At 50.5% G+C, this 14,236-nt stretch carries 10 protein-coding genes; 4 read left to right on the plus strand and 6 right to left on the minus strand.

Annotated elements, in window-relative coordinates; genetic code table 11:
* Positions 1-1,136, plus strand: a 1,136-nt coding sequence (locus FSY45_RS26980) for an IS3 family transposase (protein WP_255443461.1), incomplete at its 5' end; no start/stop codon positions are given.
* A 79-nt stretch (positions 1,137-1,215) separates the two neighbouring features.
* Positions 1,216-1,377 (plus strand): hypothetical protein, encoded by a 162-nt coding sequence (locus tag FSY45_RS28005; RefSeq protein WP_187427621.1) that lies wholly within the window; start codon positions 1,216-1,218, stop codon positions 1,375-1,377.
* 492 nt (positions 1,378-1,869) lie between these two features.
* Here the strand turns inward: FSY45_RS28005 and FSY45_RS26985 are convergent, their stop codons facing one another.
* The 5 genes from FSY45_RS26985 to FSY45_RS27005 form a co-directional block, all read right to left on the minus strand.
* The gene (locus tag FSY45_RS26985) at positions 1,870-3,474 is read right to left on the minus strand and encodes a phosphoethanolamine transferase (protein ID WP_255443462.1); all 1,605 of its coding nucleotides are present in this window, start codon (positions 3,472-3,474) and stop codon (positions 1,870-1,872) included.
* Positions 3,475-3,726: 252 nt separating this feature from the next.
* Positions 3,727-4,071: a DUF4148 domain-containing protein gene (locus tag FSY45_RS26990; protein ID WP_080944584.1), complete on the minus strand. Its 345-nt coding sequence runs from the start codon at positions 4,069-4,071 to the stop codon at positions 3,727-3,729.
* Between the two features lie 200 nt (positions 4,072-4,271).
* Positions 4,272-7,445 carry an efflux RND transporter permease subunit gene (locus FSY45_RS26995; protein ID WP_046462796.1) on the minus strand — a complete coding sequence of 1,058 codons (3,174 nt, stop codon included), beginning with the start codon at positions 7,443-7,445 and terminating at the stop codon, positions 4,272-4,274.
* A 13-nt stretch (positions 7,446-7,458) separates the two neighbouring features.
* Entirely contained in the window at positions 7,459-8,808 is a 1,350-nt protein-coding gene (locus FSY45_RS27000) for an efflux RND transporter periplasmic adaptor subunit (RefSeq protein WP_034349613.1), read from the minus strand.
* Between the two features lie 22 nt (positions 8,809-8,830).
* Positions 8,831-10,108 carry a TolC family protein gene (locus FSY45_RS27005; RefSeq protein WP_012838505.1) on the minus strand — a complete coding sequence of 426 codons (1,278 nt, stop codon included), beginning with the start codon at positions 10,106-10,108 and terminating at the stop codon, positions 8,831-8,833.
* A gap of 175 nt (positions 10,109-10,283) precedes the next feature.
* On the opposite strand from FSY45_RS27005, the gene FSY45_RS27010 reads away from it, so the two are divergent.
* On the plus strand, positions 10,284-10,976 hold the full coding sequence (locus tag FSY45_RS27010) for a heavy metal response regulator transcription factor (protein ID WP_003062499.1): 693 nt from the start codon (positions 10,284-10,286) through the stop codon (positions 10,974-10,976).
* Positions 10,973-12,367 (plus strand): heavy metal sensor histidine kinase, encoded by a 1,395-nt coding sequence (locus FSY45_RS27015; RefSeq protein WP_003062497.1) that lies wholly within the window; start codon positions 10,973-10,975, stop codon positions 12,365-12,367. Before FSY45_RS27010 ends, FSY45_RS27015 begins: the two co-directional genes overlap by 4 nt.
* 203 nt (positions 12,368-12,570) lie before the next feature.
* Here FSY45_RS27015 and FSY45_RS27020 read toward each other — a convergent pair whose 3' ends face one another.
* Positions 12,571-14,109: an IS3 family transposase gene (locus tag FSY45_RS27020; protein WP_148748558.1), complete on the minus strand. Its 1,539-nt coding sequence runs from the start codon at positions 14,107-14,109 to the stop codon at positions 12,571-12,573.
* Between the last annotated feature and the right edge of the window lie 127 nt (positions 14,110-14,236).

Genomic DNA, 14,236 nt, shown 5'->3' on the forward strand with positions numbered 1-14,236 from the left:
CTAGCGAACAAGCACACTCCCAAAACGGTCACGCTGTTCATCTTTATGCTTCTGCGGCCTTTGAGCTGCCCGTAGGCAGGGAGGCATCCATTACATCTCCTGGTAGTCCAAGTTTTTGTCCGCATCCCCGGCGGGTCAGTTATGCGTGGAAATTAACATCATTGCGCCAGGATGTTCGGCGGCTGAAGATAGAGCGGGAGCTTCTCAAACAGGCCCATGAAATCTTAAAAAATGGGTCCGACATTGACCTGCATAGGCTGGCAAACAAAGATAAGGCTGTGCTGGTTGAAGCGTTGCACGGGCAGTATGAATTGCCAGAACTGCTTTCTCTTGTTGGCCTTGCTAGAAGCTCGTATTTTTACCATCGTGCCCGGCTGAAGCTGGCTGACAAATACGTTGATTTACGCCGAAGCATCACAGAGATCTTCGACAACAACTACCGTTGCTATGGATATCGCAGGGTGCAGGCATCCCTGCTCAAGGAGTGCACGGGCATCTCAGAGAAGGTGGTTCGCCGGCTGATGAAGCAGGAGGGGTTGATCGTGGCCAAGCCCAAACGCCGCAGATATAACTCATACCTTGGAGAGATAGGTGCTGCCCCGCAAAACCTCATCAATCGAGACTTCCATGCCGCTGCGCCCAATGAGAAGTGGCTCACCGACATTACTGAATTCCAGATTCCTGCTGGCAAGGTCTACCTGTCGCCAGTCATTGATTGCTTTGACGGGCTGGTGGTGAGCTGGTCGATTGGGACTCATCCCAACGCAAATCTCGTCAACACAATGCTGGATGCGGCCATTGATGCTGTTCAAGGCAGCGAGAGCCGCCCTGTGATTCATTCTGATCGTGGAGCTCACTACCGATGGCCAGGCTGGCTCTCGAGGGTCCATGATGCAAAGTTGGTTCGCTCGATGTCTCGCAAAGGGTGCTCGCCAGACAATGCTGCATGCGAAGGCTTCTTTGGAAGGCTAAAGATGGAGCTGTTCTATCCCTGCAACTGGCAATCAACAACGATTGAGCAGTTCATTGAAGCTGTCGATACTTATATTCGTTGGTACAACGAAAAACGTATCAAGGTATCTCTGGGACGTTTAAGTCCTGTGGAATACCGGCACAAGCTTGGCCTAGCCGCATAAAACCAGTCCAAGTTTTTATCCGCACCTCCAACCGGGGGCTAGTGGGTCACTTCTGGGTGGAAATCAACACAGACCTCCTTTGAAGCCGATCTTCACTTCTTATACGGCTGCAAAGAACCTTCCCCCTCAAAAAAATGAAAAAAAATTCCAACTTGCAGAAAATACAGGTGCGATAGCCACGCTCAAGGCCTATGCGCATGAAATGATGAAAATGCGCGACAACGCTTCAGTCATGACGTGAAGCCTTTATCAACAATGGGTAACGCACCTATTAATTTACCCACCGCCATCACAGAGACAACCAATATTCCAAGCTCCTTAACGAAGTGAAAGGCTTCTTCGATCAAGAGCGCAAGCGATCTTATTCAAGAGTAAATCCCCAAAAAATACCATTTATCACCTGAAATTCTATGGTATTCGTCAGAAAATTTCCGCGGTCGTTTTCCCTCCTAGTCCACGAGACCACTAGAATTACTTACTCCCAGTAAAACTGGAAAAATATTATACAACTCGATTATTAATCATGAAATTTGACAAAATTAATTATATATAGCCTTACCAAACACAAAGAATATTGCTTACAGCCAAGCAAAAAATTTCACTAGTTAATTTACTATCAATCCAGAACCGACCATCGCTCAACAGAGCAACTCTAAACCAAGAATATTAAATAGCTTTCCGGTGGAGGTCATACACTAAAACTCGATGAACACCACCGTGTCGATCAAATTTCTTATGATGCAGACTTATAATTACTTTTTATTCTGCAGGATTGGAAAATGTCATATTTGGAATCATACAAATTAGACCTAACATTAAGCAATCCTAGAATTGAATGGAAATAGTTATCGTGACTTATTTTTGTATTGACATCTACCATATCAACACAGCTTTCCTGTTCAAAATTTTCACGTGAAAATGAATTAGAAAACCAAACGATCCAAGGAATCCTTTTCTGAGCATCAGGTGCCAAACTATAAGGTAGACCATGGAGGTATATATTATTTTCTCCCAAAGACTCCCCATGGTCTGAGACATACATCATTGCAGTTGGCAGATCTGGATATGTCTCCTTAATCCAATCAATCGCCTTCGAAATGAAATAATCAGTCTCTCTTATGCTGTTGTCATATGCATTAACTACTTGGTCTCGACTGCAGGTTTGCAGAGCTGAAGAGTCACACTCTGGGAAGTAAGTTTTTCTATCTGGTGAAGAACGCTTGTAATAGGCTGGGCCATGGCTTCCCATTTGGTGGACTAGAACAACGGTTCCTTTAGCTTTACCAAGCTTCGGTAAGCTTTCAATTTTCCTTTGGAGACTCTTCAATACTGCTGCATCAAAGCAACCATCATCTCTGCAGTTGATGTCACCCTTGATTATCTCTTGATTTTCAGTAGGTATTCTCGCACATACCCCCTTGCACCCTGATTGATTGTCAACCCAAAGAACATTCAGACCTGCCTTTTTTAGAACATCTAATAAGTTCTCGTAATTTTCTCGTCGATCAAAAAAATCCTCCCTCGATAAGTGTGAAAACATGCACGGCAATGACTCTGCGGTGCTCGTTCCACAAGCCCAGGCATTTTTAAATGACAAAATGTCTTTTCGACTTGATAGCAAAGGTGTGGTATCTCTTAAATAGCCATTCAACCCCAAATGATCTGAACGAGCGGTTTCTCCGACTACAAGAAATACTATAGGGTCTATAGTCCCTTCAATGTATGCTCCTTCTCCTATTTTTACCAAATCTTTAGATTTCCTCTTCTGGGAATCGTCAATTTTCTTGAAAACCGCATATAGTCCGTTGTATGGATTAATCAAATAGCGAATCTCCTTATGGTTCCTCATGGTTGAGGAGAACGCCTGAAAAGAAACAATTAGGCTTACCACTGCTATTGAAATCCCCAGGAGAGCAAGCATCAAACGTTGCAATATCAGTTTGCCAAAAGTAGATTTTGAGAAATTTCTGCGCCATATAAACCACAATGGAGGCAACGACAGCAGCAAGATCACGAAAATCATCTGCAAGTTAATCAGATCCGAGGCTTCATTGAAGTCTGTTTGAAGCACATTAGTTATCATATTGGAATCAATAACAATCCCGTATGCTTGCATGAAATAGGCACCTGAAGCCGCACCGACTACAAAGATGCTGGCAATTGGCCTTAAAAGCCACCCCCATCCCAAAACAGAAATCGAAAAAATATTCACACCAATCAATATAAAAACAAAAGATATTATTAAACTTATATTCGATTCTTCACCTAGTTTAGATATCTTCAGCCAAAGATAATAATTAGAAAAAATAGCAATCCATATACTAACTCCAATGATCATGCGTGTTGATTGCATGCCACTAGAGCGCAGGAATTCACTTATTTTATTTAAAGTCTTCATTTTACGAAAAGAATTTAATCAAGAACTATTCAGCTTCTCAATGAAACTATTTTTGAATTTATATAAACCCACAATCCTAGAGATAAAATCTGATCTGCACGATGACATTCCGATTACATTTTTGTCATTTTTTGAGCGAAAAAAAGGCGTGGATCGTGTTACCACGAATCCACGCCAAGAAAATATTACTTATTACCCAGCCATTGCTTGGTTACGAGCATCTCGCTGCGAAGGGGTTTCTTTTGTCAGCTCATCAATGACTTGTTGACGAGTCTTCTCGGGACCTGTGCTCTTAACAGCAGGGTAATTTCCTGCGCGCATCCGAGCATCCCCACCATCGCGCACTGCATTCGCTGCTTCTGCACGGACTTGGTCACGAGTTTGAGCGCTCTTGAAATGTTCAGGGTATGCTTTTACACCGGCCTCGTTATTTGTAGGGTGCCAGTACGTATCTGCGGCTGCGACGCCAGGCATTGCCAGAACAGTTGCCATTGCGGCTGCGGCGGTGAGAGATGCAAAAATATTACGGCGAGCCATTTAATACTCCTTAAGTGAATTGATTTTCTTCTCCATCTAAGAAAGTCGTCTATTCAGAGAAGATGGCTTAAGTGTAGAAAATACCTACCGACAGATTGCCAACAGGAATGTGACAAAGTTGTCATATTAAGTATTGTTACAAGAAAAAAGCCATGGCCTTAGAGGCCATGGCTTTCACGAGGTGAATTGAATTACTTGTATCAGGCTGGCTTTTCCTCAGTAGACGCTAACACCTGCCCATCTTCAGTCTCGGAGAGATCCTTGCGGTGTATCAAGCTATAGAGCAAGGGCAACACGAGAAGGGTCAGCAAAGTCGACGACAAGATCCCACCGATCACCACTGTGGCCAAGGGGCGCTGAACTTCTGCTCCTGTGCCCGTTGCAATGGCCATCGGAACAAAGCCTAGCGATGCAACCAACGCGGTCATCAGAACAGGCCGCAGTCGGGTCAAAGCACCTTCAGTGACTGCTTCATACAGGCGTTTGCCTTCTTCACGCAGCGATCGGATGTAGGCAATCATCACCAAGCCATTGAGCACTGCCACACCTGACAGTGCGATAAACCCGATCGCTGCCGAAATGGATAAAGGAATACCGCGCATCCAGAGCGCCAAGATGCCACCTGTCAGTGCAAACGGAATGCCTGTGAACACGATGAGACCATCACGCACATTGCCGAACATTGCAAACAGCAAGACGAAGACCATCAGCAAAGCTGCCGGCACCACAATCGTCAAGCGCTTTCTAGCCGACTCGAGATTCTCGAACGTTCCGCCCCAGCGGGTCCAGTAGCCTGCAGGCAGTTGCAGTGATTCGAGGCGTTGTTGAGCTTCTGTGACGAACGAGCCAATATCCCGTCCACGCACATTGGCACTGACAACGATTCGACGCTTACCGTCCTCTCTGCTGACCTGGTTAGGGCCTGGTGCGATATCAAAACTAGCCACGGCCGAAAGCGGAACAAAACCAAGTCGGCCATCCGTACCGCGCGGAAGCGCGATAGGTAGGCGTCCTATCGCTTCCATGTCATTGCGCACTTCGTCCGGCAAGCGAACCTGAATGTCGAATCGCTTGTCACCTTCGAAAACTGTGCCGGCTTCACGACCGCCCAGTGCCGTACTGATGGTGTCTTGCACGTCACCCATGTTCAAACCATAGCGTGAGGCCTTCTCACGGTCGATTTTCACGGTGAGCATTGGCAAGCCTGTGGTCTGTTCGACCTTGACTTCAGAGGCTCCAGAAATTTGCTGCAACATGCCTGCGACGGCTTGTGCGTTCTTCTCCAGCACAGTCATGTCGTCGCCAAAAATCTTTACAGCGACATCACTACGCACACCCGATATCAACTCATTGAAGCGCAGTTGAATAGGTTGAGAGAACTCGAAATTGTTGCCTGGAACTCGATCTGCGGCTGCCTGAATTGCTGCCAACAAATCGTCTCGTGTACGTGCCGGATCCGGCCATTCGGACTGCGGCTTAAGCATGATGTAGCCGTCCGAGATGTTCGGTGGCATCGGGTCAGAGGCAATCTCCGCGGTACCTGAACGAGCAAATACCCTGTCGATCTCAGGAAACTCTTTCTTCAAGGTTTTCTCGATCTGCATTTGCATCTCAAGGGACTGGGTCAGGCTGGTTCCTGGAATCCGCAGAGCCTGAATGGCGAAGTCGCCCTCGTTGAGGTTTGGTGCAAATTCACTACCAAGACGCGTTGCCAGCAGCAGGCTTAACACCACCGCCACACCAGCGGCAGTCAGAACAACTGCAGGAGCTCTCATGACGCGATGAAGGGCTGGTGCATAAACGCGACGCGCCCAAACCATGAGGCGATTTTCCTTCTCCGCAACCTTGTTGCCCATGAAAAGAGCAATCGCCGCAGGAATGAAGGTAATGGACAGCAGCATTGCGCCAGCAAGCGCGATCACCACAGTCAGCGCCATGGGATGGAACATCTTGCCCTCTACACCCGTGAGCGCAAAGATTGGCAAATAGACCACCATGATGATCAATTGTCCAAACAACAATGGCCGACGCGCTTCCTTGGCTGCAGCAAATACTTCGTGGAAGCGTTCACTGCGCGTCAAAGAGCGTCCGCGTGCTTCTTGCGCGTGGGCAAGACGACGCACGCAGTTCTCCACAATGACCACCGCGCCATCAATGATGATGCCGAAGTCAAGAGCGCCCAGACTCATCAAGTTGGCACTGACTTTGTATTGCACCATGCCAGTAAAGGTGAACAGCATGGACAACGGAATGATCAGCGCTGTAATCAGGGCCGCGCGGAGGTTGCCTAGGAAAAGGAAGAGGATGACAACAACTAAAGCCGCACCTTCCACCAAATTCTTCTTGACCGTTGCGATGGCTTTATCGACGAGGTTTGTGCGATCGTAGACCGTGATCGCTTTCACGCCTTCAGGAAGACTGCGGTTAATCTGCTCCATACGTGCAGCCACAGCCTGCGAGACCACACGGCTGTTCTCCCCGATCAGCATGAAGACCGTGCCAAGCACGACCTCTCGGCCGTTATCCGTGGCAGCTCCAGTGCGAAGCTCACGACCCAAGCCAACCTCTGCCAAATCACGAATACGTATGGGCTGGCCTTGAGCCGAACCCACGATCACTTCTCGAATGTCAGCAATGCCAGAGACTTGACCTGGGGCACGGATCAAATACTGTTCACCTTGACGCTCAATGTATCCAGCTCCCACATTGGTATTGTTGCGTTCCAACGCAGCAACCAGGTCAGCAAGAGTGAAACCATAGGACGCCAGCTGTTCTGGGCGTGGCGAAACCAGATACTCTTTCGCGAACCCGCCAATAGAGTTGATTTCAGTGACACCAGGCACATTACGCAGTTGCGGTTTGATCACCCAGTCCTGTATCTCGCGCAGATCCATAGGTGTGTAAGGCGTTCCATCTGCCTTCTTTGCACCGTCCTCGGCCTCAACGGTCCAAAGATAGATCTCACCCAAACCTGTAGAGATAGGTCCCAGCGTGGGAGTGACACCAGCGGGAAGATTGTCACGGGCCTGTTGGATGCGTTCGTTGACTAACTGGCGAGCAAAGTAGATGTCAGTGCCATCTTTAAACACTACTGTCACTTGCGACAGGCCGTAGCGCGACAGCGAGCGAGTCTGTTCCAGATTGGGCAGGCCGGCCATCACCGTTTCAATTGGGTAAGTGACTCGCTGCTCAGTCTCAAGCGGTGAGTAGCCGCTGGCCTGCGTATTGATCTGTACCTGAACATTGGTAATGTCAGGTACAGCATCAATAGCGAGGCGTTGATAGTTGTATACGCCAAGAGCCGCTAGGGCCAGAACGGCAACCATGACCAGCCAGCGCTGCTCAATGGCAAATCGGATAATTCGTTCGAACATTTGCAGCCCTTGCTTAGTGTGCGTGCTCGGCTGTAGCCTTGCCCAGTTCGGCCTTAAGCATGAAGCTGCCTTCAGTCACATAGGACTGGCCGGACTTCAGCCCTTCAAGAATTTCTGTTGTCTGGGGATCTGAGCGACCAACGCGTACAGGTTGAGCTCGGAAACCCCCCTTGACGGGCACAAACACAACACTGTTTTGGCCGTCCAGACGCTGGATAGCACTGGAAGCTACCGCCACTGGCACTTGTTGCGAAGAGGCCGTCAACTCCACATTAACGAATAGACCTGGGCGCCACGCACCTTCAGGATTCTCTAGAGTGATTCGAGCAGGAGCGGTACGTGTTTCCTGGCCAATCAGAGCACCCACGTAAGCAACCACCCCAGTCGCAGACGACGAGAATGCTGTCGCTTTGACAGTTGCTTTTTCCCCTACCTTCACGGCGGGCAAGTCAGATGCTGCAACCCTCATTTCAGCCCAAACGGAGCGCAAGTCTGAGATTGTGAAAACTTGGGTAGTGTCCTGAACAGCTTCACCGACGGCGAGATGCTTCTCGACGATCACTCCGTCAAAAGGAGCCCTTAATTCAAATCGGTTTAGTGCACCGCCACCGCCTCCGGCGCCGTTGGCTGCCAATTTCTGTTGAGCATTTGAAACGGCAATTTCTGCCTCGCGCAGTGTCTGCCGAGCCTGCAAGTAATCCTGTTCAGCCGATACCTTCTCCTCCCACAGCTTTTGCTCTCTGGCATAGCTTGTACGCGCCAGTGCTAAGCGTTGGCTAGCGGCTTGAAGTTCACTTCGTTGCTCAGAAACAGCCGCACTGCTCAACACAGCCAGCAACTGCCCCTTCTTTACAACCTGCCCGAGATTGGCGGGTACCGAGTCGACGACGCCAGGGACTCGAGGGACAACGTGAGCCGTTTTGTCTTCGTTGAAGCGTATTTCCCCCGGAAGTTGCAGTACTGAGCGAACAGTTGCAGCGCCGACCTCTGCGGTTCGAATGCCTGCAGCCTGCATACGCTGCGAATCCATTTGGATTAGACCTTCATCGTCATCATGAGCACCTTCGGCGCTTTTCTTCTCTGCAGACTTGGCTCCGTCCTTTTGCTCTTTTTCATCATGGTGCTCACCATCTGCGTGTCCTTTTTCATCTTTGTGATCACCGCTTTGCTTCTCGCCGTGATGTTCTGTGTCTGCGTGGCTAGCGGCTTCTGAGTGCCCCTGACCTCCGGCACCTTTAGCACTGCTGCTGTCTGGACCACTGCGAAGAATTAGTGCAGCAGAAAGAGCGCCAACTACTAGGATTGCAGCAATTGCAATCTGAGTACGCCGAGTCCCAAATGGAGATGGTTTTGTATCGTTCATGTTGATGATCTGTGCAAAAAACTTACTCGTCTGTTGTGCCCAACAAGCGTTCGATATCGGCCGAAGCACGATGTGTGGCCATTAACTGGTCCAGGTATTGACTACGTACATCAAACAAAGAGCGTTGCGCGTCAAGTACGTCCAGATAGCCGAATTTCCCTAGCGCAAATCCTTTGCTTGCCGCCTCATAGGCGACTTGTGCAGTCGGCAGCACGCGTTCAGACAGTTGGATAGCTTGTTTACGACTTGCCTCTAGCGTCTCTCGCGCCGCATAAAGTTGAGACTGAAGTTCCAACCGGGTAGCTAGCAAGCGCTCTTCAGCTTGGTCAGCCAGGCGGAGGGCTTGCAACTGATTTCCTCGATTGGTATCGAGCACAGGCAAAGGAATGGAGACGCCGACTACGAGTTGATTGCCGGTCTCTTGAGCGCGCTTCATACCTAGACTCACCGTTGGGTCAGGAATTCGCTTTGCGCGCTCCAGATCTGCGGTCGCCCGGCTCTGTTCAACAGTGAAGCGAGCTTGCTGAATGGAAGGCGACTGCTCCAAGCGGCTTTGAAGAACCCCAATTTCCGGAACAGTAGGCAACGCGTCAAGTTTGCCTTGCGCATCACCAAATACAGGGCCTCCCTCTCCTATAAGGGCCTGTAATTGTTGACGAGCCACTCGTTTTGCGGCCTGAGCTTGGGCTTGCTCCAGCTCTGCACTGGACTCAGCGACACTGGCCCGGTTGGCCTCTAGGGGCGCTGCCTTGCCCGCTGCTACACGCTTCGATGCAGCCTCACGCGCGCTTCGAGCGATGTCAAGAGTTTGTCCTGCGAGGACTTCACGCTGCTGTGCGACTAACAACCCGAAGAATGCGAGTCGGACATCTGCGACAAGATTAGCTTTGGCGGCATCCAGCTCCGCCTCAGCCACATCTCGGCCACGTGCTGCAGCACGCATGCGCGCATCGCGCTTGCCACCGATTTCCAGCATTTGGGTCCATTGAACCGTCGTGGTACGTTTATCTCTGCTCGTATCTTCTTGTGAATACGAGAGCGCAGGGTTAGGCCTCGCCTTACTTTGCAGAACGGCTCCATCGCTTGCCTCAAGACCGCGCTGGGCAGCTCGTAAACGAGGGTGTTGGTCGATAGCGCGTGCTACTGCAGTGTCCAGAGTCAGTGGTGCCAGAGACGCCTTATTGGCAGGATTGTCCTGCGCTATGCCTGCCACGCCAGTTAAAGCCAAACTGGTGGACAACAACGCATGACGCAACGCACTAGCTGCTCGGCCAGCACGATGAGACGACGAAGAAATCATTGTTAAAACTCCTACCCGTGCAATCCAAAGTCAGCCGGGCGATACATTGCCCAGGTGAGGAATAGAAAGCGGGTGGGCGCTGCCACTATAATAAAGTGCTCCCCTCACCATCCTGACAGCCGGATGACAAATTTGTCATTTTCAAAATGCGTGCGCCTATCTCAGAATAGTCAGCATGAAAATCCTGGTTGTAGAAGATGAGATCAAGCTCGCCGATTACCTAAACAAGGGTCTGGCGGAAGAGGGCTTCACTGTGGATGTAGCCCACAACGGTATTGACGGTCTGCACCTGGCCAGTGAAATGGACTATGACCTGATCGTGCTTGACGGCATGCTTCCGGGCATCGATGGCCTAGCCGTGCTAGCTGCGCTGAGGCAAACGAAACAAACACCTGTACTGATGTTGACTGCCCGTGGCCAGGTTGAGGATCGCGTCAAGGGACTGCAGTGTGGCGCCGATGACTATCTCGTTAAGCCATTTGCATTTTCTGAACTGGTCGCACGCCTGCATGTTCTATTACGGCGCAGTGGCCCCAGCGTTGCCCAAGCCGCCCCCGAAGCGACGACTCTGCGCTTAGCTGACTTAGAGTTAGACCTAATTCGTCGTAGGGCCACGCGGGCGGGCCAGAGAATCGAGCTCACGGCCAAAGAGTTCAATTTGCTTAGCCTTCTATTACGCCGCCAAGGGGAAGTGTTAACACGAACAGAGTTGGCATCTCAGGTTTGGGATATGAATTTCGACAGTGAGACCAACGTGGTAGAGGTCGCTATCCGACGCCTGCGGCTAAAGCTTGATCAGCCTTTTGAGCAACATCTCCTCCACACCGTCCGTGGCATGGGCTATGTGCTCGAATCTCGCACAACATGAGCAAGACCGCTGCACCACATTTAGCTCGACGTTTAGCCCGCGCCTTAGCACTGCAAACCATTGTTGGCCTCGGTTTTGTATGCATTGCTGTCTATTTCGTGATCTCCGTCACGCTGTCGGAACGTCAGCAAGACACCTTAGATCACAAGAAAACAGCAATCGAGCACCTGTTAAGCGAGAGCCGAGGGGTTCACTCCCCGGAGGCCTTGAACCACATGCTTAACGACTTCGTCACGGGGCATGACGAACTGTCTTTACGCCTGGTGCCAACCTCCGGTAAAAGCGCATTTGAACTTTTGCGCCAACCTGAAGATGACGACCGGGTTGCAGTTCGCAAATTTTCAGTGGAAGTTCCGACAGTTAACGACGGCCTGCAGCCAATGCAAGCGGTCCTGTTGCTAGACCGTAGACCAGATGACCGACTGCTTAATCGTCTGGCCTGGACCCTGGGCATTGCCGCCGTGGCGGGTGCATTGCTGGTCTCATTTGCGAGCACATGGCTTGTTCGCATAGGACTCAAGCCTTTACGCCTACTGGTGGATCAAACGCGAAGCCTTTCTGCGCAAGACTTGCATCGCCGTTTAGATGATAGCCATCAACCTCAAGAATTAAGACCATTGATCGCACAGTTCAATGCATTGCTTGACCGACTGGCCATCGCCTATCAACAAATGGAGGCGTTCAATGCTGACGTGGCACACGAACTAAACACACCGTTGACCACCTTGATCAGTAGTTGCGAGTTGGCGCTTCGTAAACCGCGTAGTGCTGTTGAACTACAGGACATCTTGGCCTCCAACCTAGAGGATCTACAGCGCATGGCCGGAATCGTGGCTGACATGCTGTTTCTGTCACACGCAGACCGCGGTACTGAAGCGCGGCGATCCGCCAAAGTGAGTCTTGCAGAGCTTGCCTCAGAAGTGGCCGAGTTCCATGAGGCAGTGCTTCAAGAAGCGCACCTTCAAGTTCTAATCGATGGAGATGCAAGTGTTGCTGTGGATGCGCGTTTGGTTCGCCGTGCACTATCCAATCTTTTAGGCAACGCTTCACGCTATGCAGAAGCCGGATCAACGATCACTATCGAGATCTCCCAAAGCGTAGTGGAGACACCCGATGGCAAACGTGACAACGTTAGCATTGCGGTGATCAACCGAGGAGCGGAGATCGATCCCATCCATCTGCCACGCCTGTTTGATCGGTTCTATCGTGCTGATGCGTCCCGCGCACATGCAAATCTCAATCACGGCTTAGGACTGGCCATCGTTGCGGCTATAGCGCGGATGCACGGCGGTACCGCTTTCGCGACATCCTCAAGCGGGATCACCAAAATTGGGATTTCATTACCTGCCTCACCTAAGACAACGCCACACATCTTTGAATCTCAGTCGTGAGATTCCAACTTGGATCGACCTGAGTTTCATAGCTAGTTCAGAGCCTCCTCGTTCCATCAGGAGTCCTTATGAGCTGCCAACGTTACCTCGAAGAACTCGAGAATGAAGCAGCCAGGCAAATCCTGGAGCACGACTGTTGATTTCCACCCAGAAGTGACCCACTAGCCTCCGGCGGGGATGCGGATAAAAACTTGGACTGGTTTTTATGCGGCTAGACCAAGTTCTTGTCGGTATTCCACAGGACTTAAACGTCCCAGAGATACCTTGATGCGTTTTTCGTTGTACCAATGAATGTAAGTATCGACAGCTTCAATGAACTGCTCAATCGTTGTTGATTGCCAGTTGCTGGGATAGAACAGTTCTATTTTCAGCCGTCCAAAGAAGCCTTCGCATGCGGCATTGTCTGGCGAGCACCCTTTGCGAGACATCGAGCGAACCAACTTTGCATCATGGACCCTCGAGAGCCAGCCGGGCCATCGGTAGTGAGCTCCACGATCAGAATGAATCACAGGGCGGCTCTCGCTGCCTTGAGCAGCATCAATGGCCGCATCCAGCATTGTGTTGACGAGATTTGCATTGGGATGAGTCCCAATCGACCAGCTCACCACCAGCCCGTCAAAGCAATCAATGACTGGCGACAGGTAAACCTTACCAGCAGGAATCTGGAATTCAGTAATGTCGGTGAGCCACTTCTCATTGGGCGCAGCAGCATGGAAGTCTCGATTGATGAGGTTTTGAGGGGCAGCACCTATCTCTCCAAGGTATGAGTTATATCTGCGGCGTTTTGGCTTGGCCACGATCAACCCTTCCTGCTTCATCAGCCGACGCACCACCTTCTCTGAGATGCCCGTGCACTCCTTGAGCAAGGATGCCTGCACTCTGCGATATCCATAGCAACGGTAGTTGTTGTCGAAGATATCTGTGATGCTTCGGCGTACATCCAAGTATTTGTCAGCCAGCTTCAGCCGGGCACGATGGTAAAAATACGAGCTTCTAGCAAGTCCAACAAGAGAAAGTAGTTCTGGCAATTCATACTGCCCGTGCAACGCTTCAACCAGCACAGCCTTATCTTTGTTTGCCAGCCTATGCAGATCAATGTCAGCCCCATTTTTTAAGATTTCATGGGCCTGCTTGAGAAGCTCACGTTCTATCTTCAGCCGCCGAACATCCTGGCGCAATGATTCAACTTGGCGCCTGAGTGCTGCTTCATCCAACACTGGCGATCGCTTTGGACTGTGTTTCATTGCGGCAGGGGCACAAGGGCCAAGCAACTGATTTTTCCAGTTGTACAAGGTCCCCCTACATACCCCTAACTTGTCCGCAATCTCCTGTGCACTTGATTGGCGGGAACACAGTTGCACCACGCCCTCACACATCAAAGCATCCGGATATGTAGCTGGCCAAGACCTGCTTACCATCGATTTGCTGCTCTCGGGGCAGTCTTGCCGAACCCACGCAGTTAACGTTCCTCGACCCGGGTAACCCAAAGCCCTCATCGTTGCTGCAATACAGCGATCGTGCGCGAGGTAATGAGTAACCGCCACCTGTCTTTGCTGCAGCGAATATTTTGGTGCTCTTGGCGCTTGGCTCGCTGGCAAATCCTGATGCTTCAGGTAGTGCTGATACCAGCCTTTCAATGCGTTCTTGGTTGGGTATCCCAACTGGCGAATTGTGGCTCTGACACGCAAGCCAAGCTTGATGTAAAGCTCAACTGCAAGAATCCTGTCTTCGTATGAGTACATTGTTGATTTCCACCCAGAAGTGACCCACTAGCCCCCGGTGGAGGTGCGGATAAAAACTTGGACTGGTTTTATGCGGCTAGGCCAAGTTTGTTCCGGTATTCCACAGGGCTTAAACGTCCCAGAGATA

The sequence above is a fragment of the Comamonas sp. Z1 genome, from assembly GCF_008121555.1.
In the GTDB taxonomy this organism is placed as follows: domain Bacteria; phylum Pseudomonadota; class Gammaproteobacteria; order Burkholderiales; family Burkholderiaceae_C; genus Comamonas; species Comamonas thiooxydans.